22 protein-coding genes are annotated in these 22,886 nt (G+C 47.7%); 4 read left to right on the top strand and 18 right to left on the bottom strand.

Features of this window, described 5'->3' with window-relative positions; translation table 11 throughout:
* Positions 1–190: 190 nt before the first annotated feature.
* On the bottom strand, positions 191–1,597 hold the full coding sequence (locus C400_RS0100225) for a hypothetical protein (RefSeq protein ID WP_017425563.1): 1,407 nt from the start codon (positions 1,595–1,597) through the stop codon (positions 191–193).
* Positions 1,598–1,843: 246 nt separating this feature from the next.
* On the bottom strand, positions 1,844–3,751 hold the full coding sequence (locus C400_RS0100230; protein ID WP_017425564.1) for a bifunctional 2',3'-cyclic-nucleotide 2'-phosphodiesterase/3'-nucleotidase: 1,908 nt from the start codon (positions 3,749–3,751) through the stop codon (positions 1,844–1,846).
* Positions 3,752–4,005: 254 nt separating this feature from the next.
* Between C400_RS0100230 and C400_RS0100235 the strand changes: the two genes are divergently transcribed.
* The 4 genes from C400_RS0100235 (at position 4,006) to phnE (C400_RS0100250) (ending at position 7,491) form a co-directional block, all read left to right on the top strand.
* A complete protein-coding gene (locus tag C400_RS0100235; RefSeq protein ID WP_013373161.1) occupies positions 4,006–4,974 on the top strand; it encodes a phosphate/phosphite/phosphonate ABC transporter substrate-binding protein in 969 nt (322 codons plus the stop codon).
* A gap of 101 nt (positions 4,975–5,075) precedes the next feature.
* Positions 5,076–5,846, top strand: coding sequence for a phosphonate ABC transporter ATP-binding protein (gene phnC, locus C400_RS0100240; protein WP_023990372.1), 771 nt, complete (start codon positions 5,076–5,078; stop codon positions 5,844–5,846).
* On the top strand, positions 5,843–6,697 hold the full coding sequence (phnE, locus tag C400_RS0100245; protein WP_017425566.1) for a phosphonate ABC transporter, permease protein PhnE: 855 nt from the start codon (positions 5,843–5,845) through the stop codon (positions 6,695–6,697). The genes phnC and phnE (C400_RS0100245) overlap by 4 nt, the downstream gene beginning before the upstream one ends.
* Complete coding sequence (gene phnE / locus C400_RS0100250) at positions 6,694–7,491, top strand: phosphonate ABC transporter, permease protein PhnE (protein ID WP_016820374.1); 798 nt, start codon at positions 6,694–6,696, stop codon at positions 7,489–7,491. The genes phnE (C400_RS0100245) and phnE (C400_RS0100250) overlap by 4 nt, the downstream gene beginning before the upstream one ends.
* A gap of 85 nt (positions 7,492–7,576) precedes the next feature.
* Here phnE (C400_RS0100250) and C400_RS0100255 read toward each other — a convergent pair whose 3' ends face one another.
* The 16 genes from C400_RS0100255 to C400_RS0100330 all read right to left on the bottom strand — a co-directional run bounded on the left by C400_RS0100255 (position 7,577) and on the right by C400_RS0100330 (position 22,833).
* Positions 7,577–8,707 (bottom strand): aminotransferase class V-fold PLP-dependent enzyme, encoded by a 1,131-nt coding sequence (locus C400_RS0100255; protein ID WP_017425567.1) that lies wholly within the window; start codon positions 8,705–8,707, stop codon positions 7,577–7,579.
* Positions 8,708–8,869: 162 nt separating this feature from the next.
* Positions 8,870–9,745 (bottom strand): sulfate ABC transporter permease subunit CysW, encoded by an 876-nt coding sequence (gene cysW, locus C400_RS0100260; RefSeq protein ID WP_013373166.1) that lies wholly within the window; start codon positions 9,743–9,745, stop codon positions 8,870–8,872.
* Positions 9,746–9,819: 74 nt separating this feature from the next.
* A complete protein-coding gene (gene cysT, locus C400_RS0100265) occupies positions 9,820–10,653 on the bottom strand; it encodes a sulfate ABC transporter permease subunit CysT (protein ID WP_017425568.1) in 834 nt (277 codons plus the stop codon).
* Positions 10,654–10,732: 79 nt separating this feature from the next.
* Positions 10,733–11,797: a sulfate ABC transporter substrate-binding protein gene (locus tag C400_RS0100270; protein ID WP_017425569.1), complete on the bottom strand. Its 1,065-nt coding sequence runs from the start codon at positions 11,795–11,797 to the stop codon at positions 10,733–10,735.
* Between the two features lie 366 nt (positions 11,798–12,163).
* A complete protein-coding gene (locus tag C400_RS0100275) occupies positions 12,164–12,847 on the bottom strand; it encodes a hypothetical protein (RefSeq protein ID WP_017425570.1) in 684 nt (227 codons plus the stop codon).
* Positions 12,848–12,963: 116 nt separating this feature from the next.
* The gene (locus C400_RS0100280; protein ID WP_017425571.1) at positions 12,964–13,464 is read right to left on the bottom strand and encodes a hypothetical protein; all 501 of its coding nucleotides are present in this window, start codon (positions 13,462–13,464) and stop codon (positions 12,964–12,966) included.
* Between the two features lie 60 nt (positions 13,465–13,524).
* On the bottom strand, positions 13,525–13,839 hold the full coding sequence (locus C400_RS0100285) for a hypothetical protein (RefSeq protein ID WP_017425572.1): 315 nt from the start codon (positions 13,837–13,839) through the stop codon (positions 13,525–13,527).
* A 145-nt stretch (positions 13,840–13,984) separates the two neighbouring features.
* Positions 13,985–15,175 (bottom strand): MFS transporter, encoded by a 1,191-nt coding sequence (locus tag C400_RS0100290; protein WP_017425573.1) that lies wholly within the window; start codon positions 15,173–15,175, stop codon positions 13,985–13,987.
* 48 nt (positions 15,176–15,223) lie between these two features.
* A complete protein-coding gene (locus C400_RS0100295) occupies positions 15,224–15,796 on the bottom strand; it encodes a TetR/AcrR family transcriptional regulator (RefSeq protein WP_017425574.1) in 573 nt (190 codons plus the stop codon).
* 202 nt (positions 15,797–15,998) lie between these two features.
* Positions 15,999–17,300, bottom strand: a complete 1,302-nt coding sequence (locus tag C400_RS0100300) for a pyrimidine-nucleoside phosphorylase (RefSeq protein ID WP_017425575.1) — start codon at positions 17,298–17,300, stop codon at positions 15,999–16,001.
* 32 nt (positions 17,301–17,332) lie between these two features.
* Positions 17,333–18,040: a purine-nucleoside phosphorylase gene (gene deoD / locus C400_RS0100305; RefSeq protein WP_013373173.1), complete on the bottom strand. Its 708-nt coding sequence runs from the start codon at positions 18,038–18,040 to the stop codon at positions 17,333–17,335.
* 91 nt (positions 18,041–18,131) lie between these two features.
* Positions 18,132–19,316, bottom strand: a complete 1,185-nt coding sequence (gene deoB, locus C400_RS0100310) for a phosphopentomutase (RefSeq protein WP_017425576.1) — start codon at positions 19,314–19,316, stop codon at positions 18,132–18,134.
* Positions 19,317–19,345: 29 nt separating this feature from the next.
* Positions 19,346–20,524, bottom strand: coding sequence for a NupC/NupG family nucleoside CNT transporter (locus tag C400_RS0100315; protein WP_016820385.1), 1,179 nt, complete (start codon positions 20,522–20,524; stop codon positions 19,346–19,348).
* Positions 20,525–20,598: 74 nt separating this feature from the next.
* The gene (locus C400_RS0100320; protein WP_017425577.1) at positions 20,599–20,994 is read right to left on the bottom strand and encodes a cytidine deaminase; all 396 of its coding nucleotides are present in this window, start codon (positions 20,992–20,994) and stop codon (positions 20,599–20,601) included.
* 30 nt (positions 20,995–21,024) lie between these two features.
* Positions 21,025–21,687, bottom strand: a complete 663-nt coding sequence (gene deoC / locus C400_RS0100325; RefSeq protein ID WP_016820387.1) for a deoxyribose-phosphate aldolase — start codon at positions 21,685–21,687, stop codon at positions 21,025–21,027.
* A gap of 210 nt (positions 21,688–21,897) precedes the next feature.
* Positions 21,898–22,833 carry a sugar-binding transcriptional regulator gene (locus tag C400_RS0100330; RefSeq protein WP_017425578.1) on the bottom strand — a complete coding sequence of 312 codons (936 nt, stop codon included), beginning with the start codon at positions 22,831–22,833 and terminating at the stop codon, positions 21,898–21,900.
* Positions 22,834–22,886 lie beyond the last annotated feature (53 nt).

Below are 22,886 nucleotides of genomic sequence, written 5' to 3' on the forward strand. Positions count from 1 at the left end.
TGCTCTCCTTCACTTTCTGTGCTGCATTTATCCTAATCCTGCATGCGAAACTTGTCAACGCGCAAAACGGTCCTTTCCATACGAAAAGTCACAAGAACCAGCAACAGCTAAAAAACGAGAATATCCCCCTTTGAAATGAGAACATCCTCGTAAGTACGTGTTATATGAAGAATTTGAATGAATTTTAGAATTATAAATACCCACCAGCACTGTGATCATAGACATGGTTTTTTTCGTTTGCCCGTACGCCGAGGCAAAGACTCTGATACAACTGCTGCTGTTCCGGGGTAGCAAAATTTCGATGCTGCTCAAATAAAGCCATACAACCAATGATATGTTCGGTATAGCTGTTATCGACAGACAATTGCAGGCAATGCAGTGTTTGTCCCAAGCCCTTGAGGTAATCGCCTTTTCGAAAATAATATTCCGCATACACCTTGCAAAAAGAAGCAAAACGAAATGCATTAAAGTGCTTGCGATAATGTGTGTCCCATTGCTCCGGTGCAAGCTCCCAGAATCTCTTGAGTTGCTGGTTGAACAGCTCCAGCTCGGCATCTACAAAATAGCCAAACCGGTTCGCCGATTCGAGCAACGTATTCAGGCCTTCCAGTGTCTCATCCGGATGCTCGCGCAGGTAAGTAATATATTCATAGATTGCAGAAGTGTTGCCCATTTTGATTTCAATACAAAGTCGGTTGCCCTGGGCATATACACGATGCAGGTTGACCACTTTCCAACCTTCCTCGTCCAAACCCTCAAACCAGCTCAAATCTGCGTAACCTTCAATCCATTGCTTGGATTCCTCATATCTACCCTGAAACTCATAGCAGCTGGCCTTAAGCAGATGCCCTTGAGCATAGTAATAAACGAGCGGCTTAATCAGCTCCAGGTGCTCATCTCCAAAGCGGTTCCGATTGCGATACAATGCCTGCGCCAACTCTCTTAGCTCGTCCGCATACATTTCCATCTCGGACCATTGCATTTTTAAAGCAAACACTTGAGATAGCATATGTAAGCCTTCCAGTGCATAAATTTCCGGTAGACGACTACGGTACAAATGGAATTGTACAGCAGCCTTCAAGTTCCGTTGGTTATCCTTAATCTGAATCTGGAATATGCGAAAATAGCTAATCGCCAACCGTTCGGAGTGGGTATACTTCTCACTCTCAATGACACAATCATACAAAAGCATGGAGGCTTCATGTCGGCCATCCTCAAACATCGCTTCTGCAGTCTCAAAAATAGCCGGAACATTCGATAAATCGTCCATCAAATAACCAAGCACACTGCGTATACAGTCCAGCTTGTTCAACTCTGAGCAACGAAGAAGAAACGGACGCAGCCTTCTCCAGTGTGGCAAGGAATGAATAAAACACTCATCTACATACATCTCGAACAAAGATCCTTCTTCCAATCCCATCGCCTCAGTAATCAGATCAAGCTGATTAACTGAAATAGGTCGTGGTGGGTTTCGGTTAAGTATACCGCTAAGTGTACCCGGATTTACCTTAGAAGCATCTGCAAAACATTGCATTGAAATGCCTTCACTTTGAATATACTTTTCTATCTCTGCGCGGATCGTGGTGTTTTTTTCCAAAGGGACACCCCCTCAAACGAATGATGGTGACTTTTTCATTACCTTTTAAACCAAAATTTGTTTAATCAAAGTATATGTCTAATTATACGAGAGGTCAATAACTTTAAACACGACTCAGGACATATAAAATCACGAGTTTCGTACGATTTTAAATCTGTTTTATGAAAAAAGACCGTCCTCTGAGAGACAGTCTTTTTCTATTATTTTGATGCTGTGGACTTAGAGGACAATAACTTGCAAAATATTTTAAAATTGACGAAAATCAAGAGCAAACTTAGCGTATCCTTCTGCCGTCAGTCCTTCATAGAGCAATTCAGAATAAGCATGGGCAACATTCGTTGCTTGCGGCGAGGTTAGGAAGGTCACATGTGGACGACCCGACCATGGGGCGAGGGACCAATGACCGTCGGCCTTTGGCGTCAACGTCTTCATATGCCGCACATACTCAGTCAGCACATGTCGGTTCTCATCCGGTGAAGCCAATATAATTCGCTCTCCACCCGGATTAACCAGCGCAGAGGAGAATGCGCGATAGTTATTCGTTACAACCAGATAACTCCGCTGCATATCCATTGGTTCCCCTTCAAAAGACATATGAATGATTCTGTGCGCTTCTAGGTCCTTTAATTCCCCGGCAGTATCATATCTGGCTGGCTGTGTTACATCAATCTGATACGTGATGCCATCGATGATATCGAAATTAAAGCTCGGAAAATCAGAATTAATCAGCTCTTGCTCCTCCTCTGCCGAAGGATCAATTTGCCGGAATTGACCAGCAGACCACTCAAGCCACTCCCGAATTTCCGCTCCGCTCAACCGAACGATATGCAGCGTATTCGGAAAATTGTATAGATCGGCAATATGCTTGATCGCCAGTGTCCCCGCCGGAATATCGGTATAATACGCCGGACCGTATCTTCCGCCTGTTTTAAAAGGAGCTGCTGCCGACAGAACGGGCAACCCTTCATACTCGCTCCCTTGTAGCTGCTGCTTCACATACCAAATTTGTGCATCATTGACGAGCTGAACAGAAGCATCATCCATCACCTGGGCAAAAAAGCTGTTCACCGCTACTGTCGTTCGACCTACAGGTGCACGAATATAATCCAGTGTTCCAGCATGTTCAGCTGCTACTGCCTGCTGAATAGCAGTATCGGGTTGGACGAGGGCTTCCTTGCGTATCGGGTCATACACCGGGCGTACCTCGGCAGCAGATGCAGTCACTTGCCACTTCCCTCCCATAAGGGCCAGATCCAGATCAATGATACCCAGATGATCTCCCCAGAAGCCCGGCTCTACTGCTGGAATGCCATGGATGGTGCCCTGCTCTGTATCCACACCTGTCATACCTATAAATGAAGGGCCGGGAAATACTTTATGGGCATGACCAAACACAATGGCATCGATCCCTTCCACCCTGCTCAGATGCAGCACCGCATTTTCCATATTGGGAGCTTCGGGAATATCCTCAAAGCCTGCATGGGGCATCGCAATGATGAGATCGGCTCCCTCCGCCTGCATTTCTGGGATAAACCGTCTTGCGGTTTCCAGCATATCTTTGACGATAAGTTTCCCTTCCAACCACGCCTTGTCCCATTGCATAATTTGCGGGGGCACAAAGCCGATGACCCCCACCTTCAGCAGATGCTTACGGCCTGCTTCATCCTCTACCGTCTTATCCAGCAATAGATAAGGCGTAAAGTAGTTTTGTTCTTCCTCTCCCGCTATATAGATGTTGGCATTCACATAAGGAAACTGTGCTCCTCGAAGGCAAGTCTGCAAATATTCCAACCCATAGTTAAATTCATGATTACCAATACTGCCTGCCTCATACCCCAGCAGATTCATGGCTTTATAGGCGGGATGCACCTCGCTTGGGTCCTGTTGGAGCCGCTGTACAGCATAATCTCCCATCGGATTTCCCTGAATCACATCTCCGTTATCCAGCAGCAGGTGATTGGGCACCTCTGCCCGAGCCGTGTGAATCAGACTAGCGGTTTGCGCCAGACCGTAATGCAGCGTTTCCTGATCTGTATAATAATCATAATTCCACAAGCTGACATGCAGATCGGTTGTAACCATAATGCGGAATTTCGCCCTCACAGCACCTGCATTTTCCTGCTCTGTCTTATCATTAATGTCCAAATTATCCAATCTTGTTCTCTCCCTCAACTTCGGTCATAGAGCTTGAACAAGTCTAACAGAGCACTGTTAAGAGAATGTTAAAATATGCAATTCGTATAAATACCGCTTATGGTCTCTAGCAAATGATAAATTTTACATCATTTTTACCAAAGTCAGGAGTGGTTTTTACCCTAGCTGCAGGACTAGCTGTTAAGATTTGGTTTGTCACTGAATTTACAGGTTTTTTAAATTTTCGTTATTACGATGTTTAGGGGGAAATTATTTTGTTCAAAAAAGCACTGACCTTGTGCATGACCTTCACACTGGCAGCGGGTTTAGCCGCTTGTGGCTCAAATGCAAGCAATAACAACAGCGCCTCCACTCCGGGTACAGATGGCTCTAAAAACGAAAGCACAGCCTATGTCCCTAAGGAGCTAAAGGTACAATTCGTTCCTTCTCAGAATGCAGATACCCTCGAAGCCAAGGCAAAACCGCTCGAAAAGCTGCTGGGGGACAAGCTCGGAATCCCGGTAAAAGTAACCGTATCTCCTGATTACAATACGATTGTGGAAGCCATGTCTTCCAAACAGGTCGATGTAGGATTCCTTCCGCCGAACGCTTATGTACTGGCACACGATAACCGTAAAGCGGCCGACTTGCTCCTGCAAGCTCAACGCTATGGCATTGAAGATGCTACAGGCAAGGACACGACTGAAAAAGTAAACTTTTATAAAGCAATGATCGTGGTAAAAAAGGATTCTCCGATTCAAAGTCTGGCTGATCTGAAAGGCAAGAAGGTCGGCTGGCAAAATGTAACCTCCTCCGCAGGCTATGTGTACCCCGCAGCAGAGCTGAAAAAAGCTGGCGTGGACCCGGACACAGATGTGCAGGGTGTGACGATCAAAGGCCACGACGCTGCTATTCTGGCGCTGCTGAACGGTCAGGTTGATGCTGTCGCTGTTTTCCAGGATGCACGTAACACAGTGAAGAAGGAAATCCCGGACGTATTTGAAAAGACACGTGTCATTCATTACACAGCTAAAATTCCAAATGACACCGTCAGCGTACGTTCCGATATGGATCAAACGTGGAGAGACAAAATCGCCCAAGCCTTTATAGACATTGCCAACGATCCTGAAGGCGGCGAAATCATTAAAGAAATTTACACCCATGTAGGTTATGAGAAGGGCGACGATAAAAACTTCGATTCTGTGCGTGAATACGCCGAAGCCGTCGGCCAAGCGGTAAAGTAACAGCTACGAAACAGGCTTTACGAATGACAGGGCAGCACCGTCCATGTATTCATGGCGGTGTTGTTTTCATTCCACCCCATCGGGGAGAAAGTTGGGAGCATATGATTGAATTTCGAAACGTATCGAAAACATACCCGAACGGCACCAAAGGGTTGAATAATATTAATTTGACGATTCAGGAGGGAGAGATGGTTGTCATAGTCGGCTTATCTGGTGCAGGTAAGTCCACCCTGCTGCGTTCCATTAACCGACTGCATGACATTACGTCCGGCGACATCGTTGTAGGTGGCAGGTCTGTCACGTCTGCTGGAAGCAGCGAGCTGCGGCGCATTCGCCGTGATATCGGCATGATCTTTCAAAGCTTCAATCTGGTTAAGCGTTCGACGGTGCTTCGCAACGTACTTTCGGGCCGCGTCGGTTATCATTCGACGCTGCGGACCATTCTTGGTCTCTTCCCGAAGGAAGACATCGAACTGGCACTAACGGCGCTGGAACGCGTAAATATCCGCGAAAAAGCCTACAGCCGAGCCGATGAATTGTCCGGTGGCCAACAGCAGCGTGTATCCATCGCGCGTGCTCTGGCGCAGGAGGCTAAAATCATTCTGGCGGACGAGCCTGTCGCGTCGCTTGATCCGCTGACCACCCGCCAGGTGATGGACGATCTCCAGCGAATTAACCGGGAAATGCAGATTACGACCATTGTCAATCTGCATTTCATTGATCTGGCGCGCGAATATGCAACACGGATCATCGGCTTACGCGCGGGAGAAGTCGTCTTTGACGGCACACCGGAGGAGGCTACGGATGAAGCCTTTGCGGAGATCTACGGCCGGGCCATCAAGCATGATGAACTGCTGGGAGTGGGATCATGAAGCCCGACTCTACTGCCCAGCCGCTCTCTTCGACGCAATCGTCACCATCTGCTGGACCACCGCAGCCAAGCAAGCCGCCTGCAGGGCCACCTTTGCCAGGACGTTATAAGCGTTACGCTACCTGGATGATTTTTATCGTGGTGCTGATAGCCTGCTCCATTCATACGGATGCCACGCCTTACCAATTGATCGTTGGCTTACCAGAGATGGGCAAATTGCTGGAAGAAATGTTTCCTCCTGACTGGAGTTACCTGCCTATCATCTGGAAACCGATGCTGGAAACGATCCAGATCGCTATTGTCGGTACGACACTGGGAGCCATATTGGCAATCCCTGTCGCGTTGCTGTGCGCCTATAATGTGATGCCGCGCAAGCTAATCTCGCTGCCGATGCGCACGATCCTGAATCTGGTACGGACGATTCCCGATTTGCTGTTTGCCTCGATCTTTGTGGCCGTATTCGGCATCGGACCGTTTGCAGGGATGCTCGCCCTGCTGTTCTTCTCCTTCGGGATCATAGCCAAGCTGACCTTTGAGGCGATTGAAGCCATTGATCCCGGGCCACTGGAGGCCATGACCGCTGTTGGCGCGAGCCGCATTCAAGTCATCGCCTTTGGTGTGGTTCCGCAGGCACTGCCTTATTTTGTGTCGTATTTGCTATACACCTTTGAGGTTAATGTGCGCGCAGCTTCTGTTCTAGGACTGGTCGGTGCGGGCGGCATCGGTCTGCTGCTTGACCGTTCCCTTGGGCTGTTCCGATATGACCGGGCAAGCATTATTATTCTACTGACCCTCGTCATCGTCCTTGCGATTGATTACGGCAGTAACCTGCTACGGAGGAAATTATTATGAATGATCCTACGCTTCGCAGACCTATTGGCTCCCGCCTGCGCTTTTGGGCGTTAGCTATTCTGCTAATTATCATTTACATTTGGGCTTTTCGCGGGATGCAGTTTGAAGGATTACAAGGGACGGCCAAAAGCGTCTCTGTCGCAATATTGGACGGCTTTCTTCATCCCGACTGGTCATTTGTCTACATCCCTGAGGGGGAGGACTTGCTGCGTGGGTTGCTGGATACACTGGTCATTTCAGTGCTCGGAACCTTCGTATCCGCATTTGTCTGTCTTCCGTTTGCCTTTTGGGCATCGAGCAATATGACCCGTCTACGCCCCTTATCAGGCAGCGGGAAGTTTGTACTTAGTGTCATTCGGGTATTTCCCGAAATGATCGTCGCCATTCTATTCATTAAAGCCGTAGGTCCCGGCTCGTTTGCAGGTGTGCTTGCCCTCGGCATTCACTCCATCGGCATGCTGGCCAAGCTTTTCTCAGAAACGATTGAAAGCGTCGATCACGGACCGCAGGAAGCTTTGATCGCGTGCGGTGCCAACCGTTGGCAGGTCATTTTCTTCGCCGTGCTGCCGCAGGTGATTCCACAGTTTCTTTCCTATTCGCTCTATCGTTTTGAAATTAACATCCGGTCCGCAACCACGCTCGGTCTGGTTGGTGCAGGTGGTATTGGTACTCCGCTGCTGTTTGCACTCCAAATGCGCAACTGGAACCGTGTAGGCGTCATTTTACTCGGCATTGTAGTCTTGATCATTTTGACGGATCTGATATCCGGCTGGCTGCGCAAACGAATTGTATAATTAAACATCTCTATCCTAACAAAAGCCTCTCCTGTGTAAAAGGGAAATGCTATGCTCCCATTGACTCGGAAGAGGCTTTTGCTGTTCAACAACTCCCACCTAGTTCATCTAGGACCCGCCGGACTTCCTCTGCCGTATTGTAAAAATGCGGAGCCACACGAATAACATCCTTTCGTGCTGACACAATCATATTTCGGCTCCGCAAACGCCTCTCTACCGCCGACACATCGGCTACTTCAACAGCGAGCAGACTTGGTAAAGTGCCTCCTTCATCAGGTATTCGTATGTGTAACCCTTTGCTGCGTCCATATTCAATAGAAAAGTCCAACAGCTCATTCATATAGGTCTGAATGTTCGTGACCCCAATTTCCAGCAGCAGCTTTAAGGCTGCATTGGCGGCAAAAATGCTAATGAAGGAAGGTAATCCTGTCTCAAAGCGCCGGGCGCCTGCTGCCGGAACCGGATGAGCAATATCAAACCGGGAGGCTGACTCCTGTCCAAGCCAGCCCGTAAGACGGGGCTTGAAGCGTTCTATTCGCTCCTTACTTATATAAAGAAAAGCCACTCCCGGTATCCCCAGCATATATTTGCGTGCTCCCGCGACCAGCATATCTATGCCCATCGCCTTTACGTCTATCGGAATCATTCCTGCAGACTGATAGGCATCGACGAATAGTAACGCCTGATTTCGATGAGCTATATGTGCAATGGATTTGAGATCCTGCTGAAATCCGTTGGTATAATTCACATGGGATACCATAATGAGCGCAGTTTTCTCCGTAACATGCTCCTCATACTGCTCTAGGGTCACTTCTCCCTCCGTAGAAGGGATACAGCAAATATGATCACGGAACATCTCCTGTGCCTGCCAGATGTGGCCCACCGTCGGAAAGTCGGTGTCTGCATACACAATCCCTTCTTTTCCCGGTACATAAGGAAGGGCAGTGGCCACGCCAGCAATCGCCTCAGAGGCTGAGGACAGCACCGCAATTTCGTCAGGCTCCGCCCCGATGAGCTTGGCAAAATGTCCTCTTGCCTCCTCCAACCGTGCCATAGATAGGTCGCCGTTATGACCGTGTTGCAGCAAGCTTCGATGATATTCCTCAATGGCAGCGGAAACCGGTCTCGATATCGCCCCCTGGGAACAGCTTCCTACATGGATATGTGAGGACAGCACCGGAAACAACTGACGGTAGGACTGAAACGGATGTTTCATTTTTCCCTTCGCTCCTCTTGGGCACACCAACGTGCCTTGATATGATCATTTTATTATCCATATAAGCCACCTTAGAACAAGGGCCTCTCTTCCCATCTTCTCGCCGTTAACAGACGATAGACACAAAGAGAGGCCCTGTTGGATCATATACACAATTATTAATTAATGCACGCGTTTGCGTCCAAACCAGCTTTTAAGCACCAAGGTTGCCAAAGCAAGTAGCAGCAACAACGAGGCCACCGCAAAAGATGCCGAGAACTGATACTCGTTATACAAAATCTCCACATGCAGCGGAAGTGTATTCGTCTCTCCCCGAATATGTCCCGAGACGACGGACACTGCACCAAACTCACCCATGGCTCTCGCATTACACAGAATAATGCCATACAACAAACCCCATTTGATATTCGGCAGCGTCACTTTCCAGAATATGCGCCAGCCGCGTGCGCCCAGCGTGACCGCCGCTTCCTCCTCCTGCTGCCCCTGATCTTCCATCAGCGGAATAAGCTCGCGCGCTACAAAAGGAAATGTAATGAACAGCGTTGCCAAAATAATGCCTGGCAAAGCAAATATAATTTTAATATCATGCTCGTCCAGCCACGGCCCAAGCCAGCCCTGTGCGCCAAACACTAATACATACATCAGTCCTCCGACAACAGGCGAGATCGCAAAGGGTAAATCAATCAAGGTAACCAGTACACCTTTGCCGCGAAAATGAAATTTTGTGATCAGCCATGCGGCCGCTACACCAAATACCGTATTCAGCGGAACCGTTATCGCGGCCACCAGCAGCGTCAATCGCAATGCGGACATGGCATCTGGGTCCCGTAACGCTTCAACGTATACGCTCCATCCCTGCTTAAGTGCTTCGGTAAGCACAACGATTAGCGGCAATACCAACACCCAGAGCAAAGCTAAAAAAGCAGCACCAATGAGCGTCCACTTGACCCAAGGGGCTTCGGTTGTAACCCTATTGGGCGGTGCAGATGAAGGTACTGGTGCAGAAGCAAGCTCCTGCCCAGTTATCGCTTGTGACATGATGTATCCCTCCTTGAACACGGGGTTTAATGCGCAGGCCTCTGCTGTCTGCATGTTAACGTTAGACGGTTACGTTAGACTGCACGGCGCCGCGACCAGCGCTGAAAACTGTTAATCACGAATAACAGTACGAACGAAATGACCAACAGCATCAATGCCACCGCCGTAGCCCCTGCGTAGTCATTTTGCTCCAGCTTGGACATAATGAGCAGCGGAGCAATCTCGGTCTTCATCGGCATATTGCCAGAAATGAAGACGACAGATCCGTACTCGCCAATGCCGCGGGCAAAGGCAAGCGCAAAACCCGTCAGCAGCGGGGGTACCAGCTCCGGCACAATAACGCTACGGAAGGTACGCCATCTGCCCGCTCCCAGCGTAGCAGCCACCTCTTCCTCATCCTTGTCCAGATCCTCCAGCACCGGCTGAACTGTCCGTACGACGAACGGAATGCCAATAAACATCAACGCGAGCGTAATCCCTGTCTGTGAGTATGCCATTTTCCACCCAAGCGGCTCGAACAGTGAGCCGATCCAGCCGTTCTGTGCATATAGAGCGGTCAACGCAACCCCTGCCACCGCCGTGGGCAATGCAAAGGGCAGATCGATGACCGCATCAAACATTCGTTTCCCTGGAAACTCATAACGCACCAGTACCCAGGCGATCAATAAACCGAGAAATAGATCGATCAGCGCCGCGGCTGCGGCACACAAAAAGCTCACCTTGTAGGAAGCCAGCACTCTGGCATCCGTCGCCACGTCCCAAAATTTCTCCCACGTCAGCCCGGTTGAATTCAGGAGCAGTGCTGATAATGGCACCAGCACCACCAGACTGAGATACAGCACACTATAACCCATCGTTAACCCGAAACCGGGAAGTACGCGTTTTCGGGTGGCTTGCATTTGACTCATGTTCTGTCCATCCCTCTCTGCATCCTTTAACTATGGCACTCGCGCCAACCGATTCTCTCGCCTTTACACTTCACTTATGTTATGAACTACCAGGTACATAAATCTGGTCAAAAATCCCCTTGTCGCTAAAATGCTTTTGCTGTGTCTCTTTCCATGTTCCGAATACATCCTTCAAGGTTACAAGCTCCAGATTAGGAAATTGATCCTTGAACTTTGCCGTCACACTTTCTAATGTTGGGCGATAATAATTTTCAGCAGCAATGGTCTGCCCTTCTTCACTGTACAAATATTTCAGGTACGCGTCCGCCACCTCGCGTGTACCTTTTTTATCTACCACTTTATCGACCACCGCTACCGGAGGTTCAGCCAAAATACTGATCGACGGATATACGATATCGAATTTATCCGCACCTAGCTCCTTCACAGACAGCAGTGCTTCATTTTCCCAAGCGATCAGCACATCGCCAATTCCACGCTCTACGAAAGTCGTCGTCGCTCCACGCGCTCCGCTATCCAATACCGGCACATGCTTATACAGCTCCTGTACAAACTGCTGGGCTTTGGCTTCATCGTTATTGTTCTTTTTGAGCGCATAGGCCCAGGCTGCAAGATAGTTCCAGCGGGCTCCACCCGAGGTTTTAGGGTTCGGTGTAATGACCTGTACATCGCCGCGGACTAGATCATCCCAGTCCTTGATCCCCTTCGGGTTCCCTTTACGTACCAATAACACGATGGTTGAGGTGTACGGGGAACTGTTATGCTCATATTTACTTTGCCATCCCTCTTTAACAAGCCCTTTCTCCTGTAACGCATCAATATCATAGCCCAGAGCCAGTGTAACCACGTCTGCATCCAGCCCGTCCTGCACAGAGCGGCTTTGCTTGCCAGATCCCCCGTGGGATTGCTTGATCGTAACCTTCTGTCCTTTCTCCTTCTCCCAATGGGCGGCAAACGCTTTATTATATGCCTCATACAACTCACGGGTCGGATCATAAGAAACATTGAGCAACTCCACGTCCTTGGAGCCGGAAGCAGAGCTACCATCCGCTTGCGTCCCTTCCTTGCTTGCCCCGCAAGCACTTAGCACCATCGTTAAAACCAAAGATAGTCCGAGAATAAGTCCAGTTTTATAATTCCTCTTCATCAAGACACCCCTCATTCTATGTAATTTGTAAATACACAATCATTTACTCCTGTTATTTACAGACATAATCAAAAAAAAGGGCGGAGAATTCCCTGATGCAGCCCTGATAGGTCAAACCTGTCGCGTGGACAGTGTCTGCCTGCTGTTCCTAGAGGTTCTCCGCCAGAATGGCGAGGTTCTACTTTAATACTTTAATTCCTACCTGTTTAATGAGTTATATGGATATAATACGAGAGTTTATGAGGGATGTCAAACCTTTTTTTGGAATGGGATGATCTATAAATTGCTTTCTTCAAGGGGGGACAGTCAGAAACATGGTATACGTTTCCGACCGCCTAGAGGGCATGGGCACACGTGGAATACGACTTAGTTGGCTACCGTTTCAAGATTAATTGAAAAGACTCCAAAATGCTTCGGATTGTCCGTAGCTCTTCTCAGCCACAGCTCACCCGATCCTACCATAACTCCCTGATAATTAACAAACAACTCATCTGTCTTTTGGTTCACTAGCGCCTCACGAATCGCGTCCGTAAAAATCTGATCATATTTAGCCAGAAAATCTTTCTTGTTCGGAATCGTTAGCGACTTTTCACTATCATTGACACGCAGAGGGTACAAAATAAAATTGGCTACCTTCTCCTTATCATTGTCGGCAACAGCCTTCTGCAACGCTTTGAATGTGTTCAAAAATGCTTTAGGATCTTGAATACCTGCTACCTCAAAAGGATTTTGAGATGCATTGGAGGCTGCAGGAGCAGAAGATGTATCCTTTGAAGGAGCTGGGACGGAAGGAGCTGACTTTTTCGCATCATTACCGCTGTTTTCTGCACTCTTGCTCTCTTTAGCTACTTTGTCATTTTGTGCTGAACTACTCTGATTGCCTCCGGCACTGTTCTCGATCATGCTTGTACTGCTTCCAGTATCACTCGGTTCAGCATTATTATCCTGGCCGCAGCCAGTAAGAGCTACAAATGTAAGTGTAAGTAAAATGGCTGTAAGTGACAGCCTCCGTGACATTTTGTGATTATCGGATTCATGTTTTTTGGGCACAACGGGTCATCCTTTCTGCTTTCTACTCTGACCTATTCTGTTCATTAAGTCTTCAACCGTTCTATTGTAACATAAGTAGACTAATGACCGCATGTCGTGCCCATTCTGGAAGGAGCTTACAGTGTAATATATGCGAAGGTTTTAATGTCTCCTCGTGATCCGTCGTCCGTACTTACTTTCAAAACCAGCTCTTTCAAGGAGCCATTTGCAGCCTCATTCTGCCCCTCTGGCTTGATAAACAGCAGATCGTGGCGTTCTCCCGGCTGTAACGTTCGGCTAGAAAAGCCGCTCGTTGTGCCTTGCAAGTCTGATCCATTCGAACTGTTGAGCTTGTATCGTACGGGTTGCTTTCCTGTATTCTTGATACTGATATACAGTTTGCGCCCCTCTTCAAATCTAAATTCTGTTTGTCCTTGTCCTCCAAATTGCATTCTTTGGTCATGTACGATACGCTTCGCTGCTTCCCCTTGCTTATTCTGCATGCTAAGCGGAGCTGTCTGGTGCGTGGCACCCGCCGTTGATGTAGTATAGGTGTTCGTCGAAACGCTCATATTGGCCAAAGCGACATAGCCTACGATCACCCCCGCCACACCCATCCAAACCCATTTTTCCACCATTTCATGTCCCTCCTTCACAAAATATACTGAAGCTATGCTGTATGAAGTCAGTCGTCACCGTCAGGAAAACAGACTGGACGCCGCATGCTTTAATACTCTTCCAGCCTCAGGCGTGCATTGGTACCGGTAGAAGGTTCCCGGTGTGTAGGCAATGGAATGCTTTCCCCTCATTTCCTCATAGGAGTGCGTGGACAGCAAAAAAGGATTCAATTGCTGTAACAATTTCTCGAACAAAACATCCTTGTTGGCGACTCCATTGTCATCCTCAGTTACCCAGTTATGTACGCCTAGCATAAATGTATCTGCCCGTTCCATAGCATAATCAATCAGTCTTTCATAAGCTGTCCCACGAACATCGCTGTATAATCGGAACATGTCTCTCCTCCTCTGTGCTGTCCTGCACCCTAACAATAAAAAAAGCCAAACTCATATCTATTATGAGTCTGGCTGTCATATTTTTCAAACTTGTTCAAAGGAATCCATACGGTGGCTCTCTATCTAGATCATCCATATTAGTAGATTACACGTTCAACGTGTTACGGGACTTTTTCTTATCCAGCACACTATACACCACAAAGATAATTAAATAAGCCGCAATCAGCAAAGTGGAAAATAGATACATTGTTTTATAAGAGGTTAATCCGGCAATCATCCCTAGAATCAAAGAACCGCCACCAATCCCCAAATCGAAAAAATTATAAAAGGAGCCTACAGCGTCCTCTCGCTCATCTTCTCCGACTACACTGATAGCCCAAGCCTGTAAAGCTGGAAAAATAGCACCAAAACTCAAACCATACAGCACAGCAGCAACCAAAAATTGTAGCTCGGTCCGTGATGAAGCCACCATAACGATGGCGACGATAAGCACAATTCCTGCGGGGATCAAGATATAAGCTGGACCTTTAGTATCAAAAATCCTACCGGACACCAGCCGAACGAGGAAGCTTGCCATTGCCACCGTAAAGAAGAACCAGGCCGCATTTGTAAAACCCTGCTCCTTGGCAAATAAGGCCACGAAAGACATCACTCCCCCTGCCACCACGCCAATTAGCAGCACAAGACCAGATTGCAGCAGCACTCTTTTTTCAAATAATTTAAAGGGAACCTTCTTTTTGTCCTTTGCTGTATCTGCCGTCGTGGGGTTCGCAGAACGGCGACGAACCAATATGCTCATCACAAGCGACAGCAGCAAAATTATAGCTCCCGTGGAAAATAGCCCGCTAAAACCTGCCGCATGAAGCATCCATATGCCGAGCAGGGGGCCGACTGAAATCGCTACAGTTTCACCTACGCCAAAGTAGCCCATTCCTTCCCCCATACGATGAGGAGGCAAATCATCTGATGCTGAGGTAGCATACAATGTGCTCGCAATACCAAATCCAAAACCATGTACTAGCCGAAAGACTAACAGCAATACCAAACTGGTGGAAAGCATGTAGCTTCCTGTTGCCAGCATACAAATCACAACTCCAATAATCAGTACATATTTCTTGTCCAAAAGCTGGATCAGTGTGCCTGAGAATGGACGAATCAATATAGCTGAGCACATAAACACGCCTGTCACCAAGCCAATCTGTGACGGACTGCCGCCAAGACTTTCCACAAACAGTGGCAACGTGGGCATAAGCATTTCAAATGCCATAAATAATAGAGCGTTGGATATCATCAAAAATATAAAATTTCTGGACCAAAAGGTTTCTTTCACAGACACAACTCTCTTCCCCCAATACAATCATATTTACTTTAAAGGCTTAGATGATCAGACCTGAACCAAGCCGTGCCAGTAAATATCCCAGGAACTTTCCAGACGCGGATCAAAACCAGCGGTGCCGTTGTACACCAGTTCTACCAGCATCCCTTCAATCAAATTCATATAGGCTATAGTGGCAGATTGAACTGGAACACGAAGCTTAACTGACGTTTCGGCTGCCAACCGCTCATATACCAAGCTGGTTTTATGCTGTACATAGCGTGTAACCAAAGCCTGAACCTGGTTTTCCAGCGCAGATGGAATCAGAAATCCGACATACAGAATCAAACGCAGATTCATGGCACTCTCATAGCGTTCTTTGAATTCAATAATCAATCCTCGCAGTACAGCTTCAAGTGATTGTTCAGCTTGAGCTTGAAAATAACGATCCAACTCCAAAATCTCTTGGTCTACCGCGTCCGCAAATATGTCTAAGAACAAATCGTCTTTGCTTTTAAAATGAGCATAAATAGACTGCTTTTTGATTCCTACCTCATCAGCAATCAATTGTAGGGAGGCGGCATCGTATCCCTTTCTCGCAAATTGCTTTAGGCTTGCTGTTTTAATTTTCTGTAGTGTCATGTGTTCCCTCCAATTACCTTACGAACGATCGTCAGTTTATAAATTTAGTATAGTTCCCTCACTAGAAATTGACAACCGCTTTTTTAATTCCACCGCTCAGTTGCCTGAGCTAAGAACAAAAAAAAGCCGGAAGCCCTCTAATGTAAGGGCTCCGGCTCTATAACTATTGATCTGCTAACGCCTTATACTATACAGCTACAGCTTACTCTGTCACCGTTCCATAGATCAGCACAGGTGCTTCCGCGTGATCCGCAATACGGATATTTGCGTAGATTTTCTCCAGCACTTGATCTACGTCTTCACGGTTGGCATGGATAGTAACCAGCGAATCGCCTTTTTGAACTGCATCGCCGACTTTTTTGTTCAGCATCAAGCCGACAGCCAAATCAATCTCGGATTCTTTGGTCGCACGACCTGCTCCCAGCAGCATCGCAGCGGTACCGATTTCGTCTGCCACAATTTCAGCTACCACACCGTCCTGCTTTGCAGGTACTTCAATAAGATACTGCGCCTGTGGCAAGCGTTCTGGATGATCCACTACAGAAGCGTCGCCGCCCTGATTTGTAATAAACTCTTTAAATTTCTCCAGTGCTTTGCCGTTACGAATGACCTCTTTGAGCTTCTCTTCAGCGTCTTCGAGAGAGTCTGCCTTCCCAGCCAAAAATACCATCTGACTGCCCAAAGCCATACACAACTCTTCCAGATCTTTGGGGCCTTCGCCGCGCAATGTATCAATTGCTTCTTTAACTTCCAGCGAGTTCCCGATGGCCAGCCCCAACGGTTGGCTCATGTCGGAAATAACCGCCATGGTCTTGCGACCCACATTGTTCCCGATGCTTACCATGGCATGTGCCAGTTCTTTGGCATCTTCTACTGTTTTCATGAATGCCCCCGCACCTGTCTTGACATCCAGTACGATGGCATCAGAGCCGGCAGCGATTTTCTTACTCATAATCGAGCTGGCAATCAGCGGAATCGAATTTACCGTTGCTGTAACATCACGCAAAGCATACAATCTTTTATCCGCAGGGGTCAGGTTGCCACTTTGTCCGACAACCGCAATTTTGCTGCGATTCACCAAATCTACGAATTCATCCTTAGTGATCTCTACGTGAAAGCCTGCAATGGCCTCCAGCTTGTCGATCGTTCCGCCCGTGTGCCCAAGACCGCGACCTGACATTTTCGCTACTGGAATGTCTAAGGCTGCTACAAGCGGAGCCAGTACCAGTGTGGTCGTATCACCCACACCACCAGTGGAGTGCTTATCGACCTTTACACCTTCAATTGCGGACAAATCAATCGTATCTCCTGAATGAACCATTGCCATGGTCAAATCAGCACGTTCCCGTTCGTTCATATCTTTGAAGAAAATAGACATCGCCAATGCACTGACCTGATAATCAGGAATTTCACCCTGAGTATAGCCTTGGATAATAAAGTTAATTTCCTCAGTGCTCAGTTCTTTTCCGTCACGTTTTTTTTCAATCAAGTCTACCATTCTCATATGTCATTTCTCCTCACTGTGCGTATGATCGTTTACAGGGATACTGCTGTATCCAGTGCAACTTCCATCATTTCTTTAAACGTAGTTTGCCGTTCCTCTGCCGTCGTTTCTTCACCTGTCAGCAAATGATCACTTACCGTCAGAATGGTCAGTGCGTTTACACCAAACTTGGCTGCTAGCGTGTATAAAGCCGAAGTCTCCATCTCCACACCCAGCACGCCGTATTCCATCAGCTTTTGTACCACTGATTTGTCATCACGGTAGAAGCTGTCTGAGCTGAATACGTTGCCGACATGCATGTTCAAGCCTTTGGCAACACCGCGATCATAAGCGCCCTTTAAGAGAGGGAAGCTGGCAATCGGTGAGAAATCATAGCCGCCAAAGATATGGCGGTTCATGCCGGAATCTGTACAGGATGCCTGTGCCAAAATGACGTCACGAACGTGCACATGCTCCTTCATTCCGCCGCAAGTACCCACACGGAACAAGTTTTTTACACCATACTCGCTAATCAGTTCGTTGACATAAATACTGATGGAAGGCAGCCCCATCCCGGTTCCCTGTACAGACAGACGTTTGCCTTGGTACGTTCCCGTGAATCCGAGCATTCCGCGTACCTCGTTGTAGCAGGTCACGTCCTCCAGATACGTTTCAGCGATAAATTTCGCCCGTAGCGGGTCTCCTGGTAGCAAAATCGTTTCTGCAATTTCTCCAGGTTTGGCTCCAATGTGTACACTCATGTTTTTATTCCTCCGTCCCATTTGTCCATGCTCATATTGTTACTCATATCGTTACTAATCATCCTACCTGCACTCTTGCTAGGGTCCTGGATTACTGAAGCTCTGCCAAAAAGCTAGTTCCGTGTTCAGGCAGTTTTACACCAAAGTTATCCGCTACGGTCGCCCCAATATCCGCAAACGTCTTGCGAACCGCCAGTTCCTTGCCTCCAGCAGCAAAACGAGGGGAATATGCCAGCAAAGGCACATATTCGCGGGTATGATCCGTTCCGCGATATGTCGGGTCATTCCCATGGTCTGCGGTGATGATCAGCAGATCGTCATCATTCATTTTGGCGAATACCTCGGGCAGACGGGCATCGTAATCGTCCAAGGCTTGACCGTACCCCTGCGGATCACGGCGGTGGCCGTATACAGCATCAAAGTCCACCAAATTTAAGAAGCTTAATCCGGTGAATTCCTCGTCCAGCGTAGCCACCAGCTTATCCATGCCGTCCATGTTGGACACTGTGCGCACTGCTTTCGTTACACCCTCGCCGTCATAAATGTCAGAGATTTTACCCAAGGCGATTACATCCAAACCTGCATCCTTCAGCTCGTTCATTGTGGTACGACCAAATGGCTTGAGCGCATAGTCATGTCGATTGGAGGTACGAGAGAAGTTGCCTGGCTCGCCTACGAACGGACGGGCAATAATGCGACCCAGCATGTACGGATCTTCCAGCGTGATTTTACGACAGAACTCACAAATCTCATAAAGCTCCTTCAAAGGTACAACTTCCTCATGTGCCGCAATTTGCAACACTGAATCTGCTGAGGTATAGATGATGAGTGCACCTGTTTTGACGTGTTCTTCGCCCAGTTCGTCAATGATTTCCGTGCCACTGGCTGGCTTGTTGCCAATAACTTTACGACCTGTATGCTCCTCAATGCGCTGGATCAGCTCATCTGGAAACCCATCCGGGAATACACGGAAAGGAACTGCAATATTCAACCCCATGATTTCCCAATGACCTGTCATTGTGTCCTTGCCGTTGGAGGCTTCCTGCATTTTGGTGTAATATGCGAGTGGCTTATCGGCCACCGGTACCCCTTCTATGGAACGAATGTTGGACAGACCGAGCTTACCCATATTCGGCATGTTCAGACCGCCGCGTTCGCGCGCAATATGACCGAGTGTATCTACATCATAATCATCAAACTGGGCAGCATCCGGTGCTTCGCCGATACCAACCGAGTCCATAACGACCAAGTGAATCCGTTTAAATTTAGACATCATAAAAATCCTTTCCTGATTCGCTGTTTTTTTTACAAAAACAACCCTGCAATCGTTGCCGACAGCACGCTAACCAGCGTCGCTCCGTACAACAGCTTCAGACCAAAACGGGCCACTACATTTCCCTGTTTTTCATGCAGACCCTTCACAGCCCCAGAAATGATACCAATGGATGAGAAGTTTGCAAAAGATACGAGGAATACCGATACGATTCCGACCGTACGCTCGGACAAGCCTGTTTGTTTGGTCAGATCCAGCATGGCCACAAATTCGTTGGATACGAGCTTGGTAGCCATAATGCTGCCCGCCTGCACTGCCTCATTCCACGGAATCCCCATAACAAAGGCGAACGGTGCAAACACATAGCCAAGCAGCGCCTGAAAGCTAATCCCAAACAACCAGGAGAAAATACCGTTAACCATGGCAATCAGCGCCACAAAACCGATCAGCATCGCAGCTACCGTAATAGCAACCTTGAAACCGTCCATAATATATTCCCCGAGCATTTCGAAGAAGGACTGCTTCTCTTCCTCTTGAACCTCCAGTAAATCGTCTTCCTTCTCAATCTTGTACGGATTAATAATGGAAGCGATAATAAAGCCGCCAAACAGGTTCAGCACCAATGCGGTAACCACATATTTGGGGTTCAACATTTGCATGTAGGCTCCCACAATCGACATGGACACCGTAGACATCGCAGATGCACACAATGTATACAGCCGATGTTTTGGCAGCAGACCAATTTGTTTCTTAACGGAAATAAACACCTCGGATTGACCCAAGATAGCCGAAGCTACAGCGTTGTAGGATTCCAGTTTACCCATTCCGTTTACTTTGCTCAAGACAAGTCCGATATATTTAATAATGAAAGGCAGGACTTTTACATATTGTAAAATCCCAATCAGTGCGGATATGAACACGATTGGCAGCAGTACACCGATAAAGAACGGTGCTGCTCCTTCATTCGCAATTCCGCCAAAAACGAAGTTAATCCCTTCCATAGCATAACCAATCAGACTATTAAAACCTTTTGCAAAACCTTTGACTAGAATTTCACCAATCTCTGTGTTCAGCAATACGAAAGCAAGCGCTGCTTGCAGAACAACCATAACTATCAGCGGACGATACCTGATTTTACGCTTGTCACTGCTGGCAACGTAAGTAAGTGCAAATACAACGAGCAATCCCACCAAAGCGATTACATATTTCATTTCAATTCCCCCTCATTACATTAAGCGCTTACATTGCCCATAAAAAGAATGCGCCCCAAAGAGGCATTCTTTTTTTATTTCCCCAGATCCGCAGGTCGAAAGGCACCCGGCAGTAATTGATCCACCGTCCACTCTTCCGTATTGCCATGAAGGTTTGTCAGATAAATTTTGGTATCTTGATGAGCAAATTCGGAAATGACCTGACGACAGGCCCCACATGGAGACACAGGACCTTCCGTATCAGCTGCTACCGCAATCGAATCAATTTTTCGGCAGCCTTCGGATACCATTTTGAAAATCGCTGTCCGCTCTGCACAATTGCATAAGCCGTAGGAGGCATTCTCCACATTACATCCGTGATAAATCGTACCATCGCTTCCGAGAACCGCAGCCCCCACTTGAAAATTCGAATACGGAACATATGCCTGCTTGCGCGCCTCAAGCGCTTTCTGAATCAATTGCTCCTTCATCGCGAATCCCTCCATGACTTTAAAATAAACTTAGTAGGAAGATGTTGATTGCTCGCCCTCGATGATTTTCACACCGGAACTTGCACCGATCCGACTTGCGCCAGCTTCTACTAATTTTTGTACGTCCTCCAGGCTGCGTACGCCGCCAGAAGCTTTAACACCAATATCAGGTCCTACTGTTTTGCGCATCAACGCTACGTCTTCCACAGTAGCTCCACCTGTAGAGAAACCCGTCGAAGTTTTCACAAAATTTGCTCCGGCTTTGACGGACAGCTCACACGCCAGTACCTTCTCTTCGTCTGTCAGCAGGCAGGTTTCAATAATTACTTTTACCAGTGTACCCGCAGCCGCTTCCACAACCGCACGGATATCCTGCTCGACAAGCTGTACATCACGCGCCTTCAAAGCGCCTATGTTAATTACCATATCAATTTCAGTTGCACCGTTAGCAATAGCATCTTTGGTTTCAAATGCTTTCGTTGCCGATGTATTAGCTCCCAGTGGGAACCCAATAACCGTACAGATAGCCACGCCTGTGCCTGCGAGCTGTTCGGCTGCATAAGCTACCCACGCCGGATTCACACATACAGAAGCAAACTGGTATTTTTTTGCCTCAGCAGTCAGTTTTGTAATTTCATCCTTCGTCGCATCTGCACGCAACAATGTATGGTCGATTAATGCTGCAATGTTCATATCTAAAGGCTCCTTCATTTAATAAATAGTGTGAAGAAAATGAATCGTTTATTTCTCTGTGATGAGATCATCATAGCACGGCTCTGAACATATGTAAAACACATTTTGAAATTATGTTCACGCTTGTACACAGGCCGTTCACCTACAATTCATGTTACCCTGTAGGCACACACCGTAACCATGTTTAATTGGAATTGAGACCCACAGGTTCTATTGCAAAAGTGCTTGCGCTGTAAACTGATCCGTCACCAAGATATTCGCATACTTGCCGCGCAGTGATGCCCGAATGGCCTCTACTTTGCGCTGGCCTCCAGCTACAAGGATGGACTTCTCCTTCTTTCGCAGCTCAGGTAAATCAATTCCAACGGTACGGCTGTTGATTTCCTGACTGCATATGTTGCCCTCATCGTCAAAAAAGCGCGAGCAAATATCTCCCTTGCCGATTTTTTGCAGCAGCTTCTGCTCTTCATGGTTAAAATAGCCTAATCGGAACAGCAGCGCATCCTCCTTGACCGTACCCACCGTAAACACCGCAATGTTCGCCTGCTTGCCAAGTTCAATGATACGCTGGATATGCCGATCCTCCTCGACCATTTTCTTAACAGCTTGACTGTCGAAAATTACAGGCAGCGGCAAATACCGAGCTATGGTGTTAAAGGCTTCTGCGAACAAATTCACGGTTTCCACGGCATAAGTGTTGACATGCGAATGGCTTACACCTCCTTTGAGCTGAACCACCTCAACTCCCTTGACCTGCTTTTGCTGGAGATGAAGCGCCACCGCATGCATGGTTGTTCCCCATGTCACTCCAATAATATCAGCATCCTGTACCGTTTCATGCAAATAATCGGCTGCTTTTTTGCTAATATGCTTCTTGATCTCCTGATATTCATTTAATGGCGAATAACAGACCAGCACGGTATCCAGCCCGTATTTCTTCTTCACCTGCTCTCCGAGCGCGTCCATATCCTCCATGGGGTCCACAATACTGATCCGCACGTATCCCTGTTCCTTGGCAGCCTGAAGTAACCGCGATACCGTAGGCCGCGAAACTCCGAGTCTGACCGCGATATCCTGCTGGCTATAGTCGTTCAGATAGTATAATCTGGCTGCCTCGATACTTAACCGCTGCTTTTCATGATCCATTCTACCTCAACCCGCTTATCTTAAAATGTAGTGCATCGGACACGACCTCAGCT

This window comes from Paenibacillus sp. ICGEB2008 (assembly GCF_000307675.1).
GTDB lineage: Bacteria > Bacillota > Bacilli > Paenibacillales > Paenibacillaceae > Paenibacillus > Paenibacillus polymyxa.

Excerpts from the sequence above, each read along its gene's own strand:
- phnC (WP_023990372.1), top strand. The coding sequence starts at position 5,076 with ATGATTGAATTTCGAAACGTATCGAAAACATACCCGAACGGCACCAAA.
- phnE (WP_017425566.1), top strand. The coding sequence starts at position 5,843 with ATGAAGCCCGACTCTACTGCCCAGCCGCTCTCTTCGACGCAATCGTCA.
- phnE (WP_016820374.1), top strand. The coding sequence starts at position 6,694 with ATGAATGATCCTACGCTTCGCAGACCTATTGGCTCCCGCCTGCGCTTT.
- C400_RS0100255 (WP_017425567.1), bottom strand. The coding sequence starts at position 8,707 with ATGAAACATCCGTTTCAGTCCTACCGTCAGTTGTTTCCGGTGCTGTCC.
- cysW (WP_013373166.1), bottom strand. The coding sequence starts at position 9,745 with ATGTCACAAGCGATAACTGGGCAGGAGCTTGCTTCTGCACCAGTACCT.
- cysT (WP_017425568.1), bottom strand. The coding sequence starts at position 10,653 with ATGAGTCAAATGCAAGCCACCCGAAAACGCGTACTTCCCGGTTTCGGG.
- C400_RS0100270 (WP_017425569.1), bottom strand. The coding sequence starts at position 11,797 with ATGAAGAGGAATTATAAAACTGGACTTATTCTCGGACTATCTTTGGTT.
- C400_RS0100280 (WP_017425571.1), bottom strand. The coding sequence starts at position 13,464 with ATGGTGGAAAAATGGGTTTGGATGGGTGTGGCGGGGGTGATCGTAGGC.
- C400_RS0100285 (WP_017425572.1), bottom strand. The coding sequence starts at position 13,839 with ATGTTCCGATTATACAGCGATGTTCGTGGGACAGCTTATGAAAGACTG.
- C400_RS0100295 (WP_017425574.1), bottom strand. The coding sequence starts at position 15,796 with ATGACACTACAGAAAATTAAAACAGCAAGCCTAAAGCAATTTGCGAGA.
- C400_RS0100300 (WP_017425575.1), bottom strand. The coding sequence starts at position 17,300 with ATGAGAATGGTAGACTTGATTGAAAAAAAACGTGACGGAAAAGAACTG.
- deoD (WP_013373173.1), bottom strand. The coding sequence starts at position 18,040 with ATGAGTGTACACATTGGAGCCAAACCTGGAGAAATTGCAGAAACGATT.
- deoB (WP_017425576.1), bottom strand. The coding sequence starts at position 19,316 with ATGATGTCTAAATTTAAACGGATTCACTTGGTCGTTATGGACTCGGTT.
- C400_RS0100315 (WP_016820385.1), bottom strand. The coding sequence starts at position 20,524 with ATGAAATATGTAATCGCTTTGGTGGGATTGCTCGTTGTATTTGCACTT.
- C400_RS0100320 (WP_017425577.1), bottom strand. The coding sequence starts at position 20,994 with ATGAAGGAGCAATTGATTCAGAAAGCGCTTGAGGCGCGCAAGCAGGCA.
- deoC (WP_016820387.1), bottom strand. The coding sequence starts at position 21,687 with ATGAACATTGCAGCATTAATCGACCATACATTGTTGCGTGCAGATGCG.
- C400_RS0100330 (WP_017425578.1), bottom strand. The coding sequence starts at position 22,833 with ATGGATCATGAAAAGCAGCGGTTAAGTATCGAGGCAGCCAGATTATAC.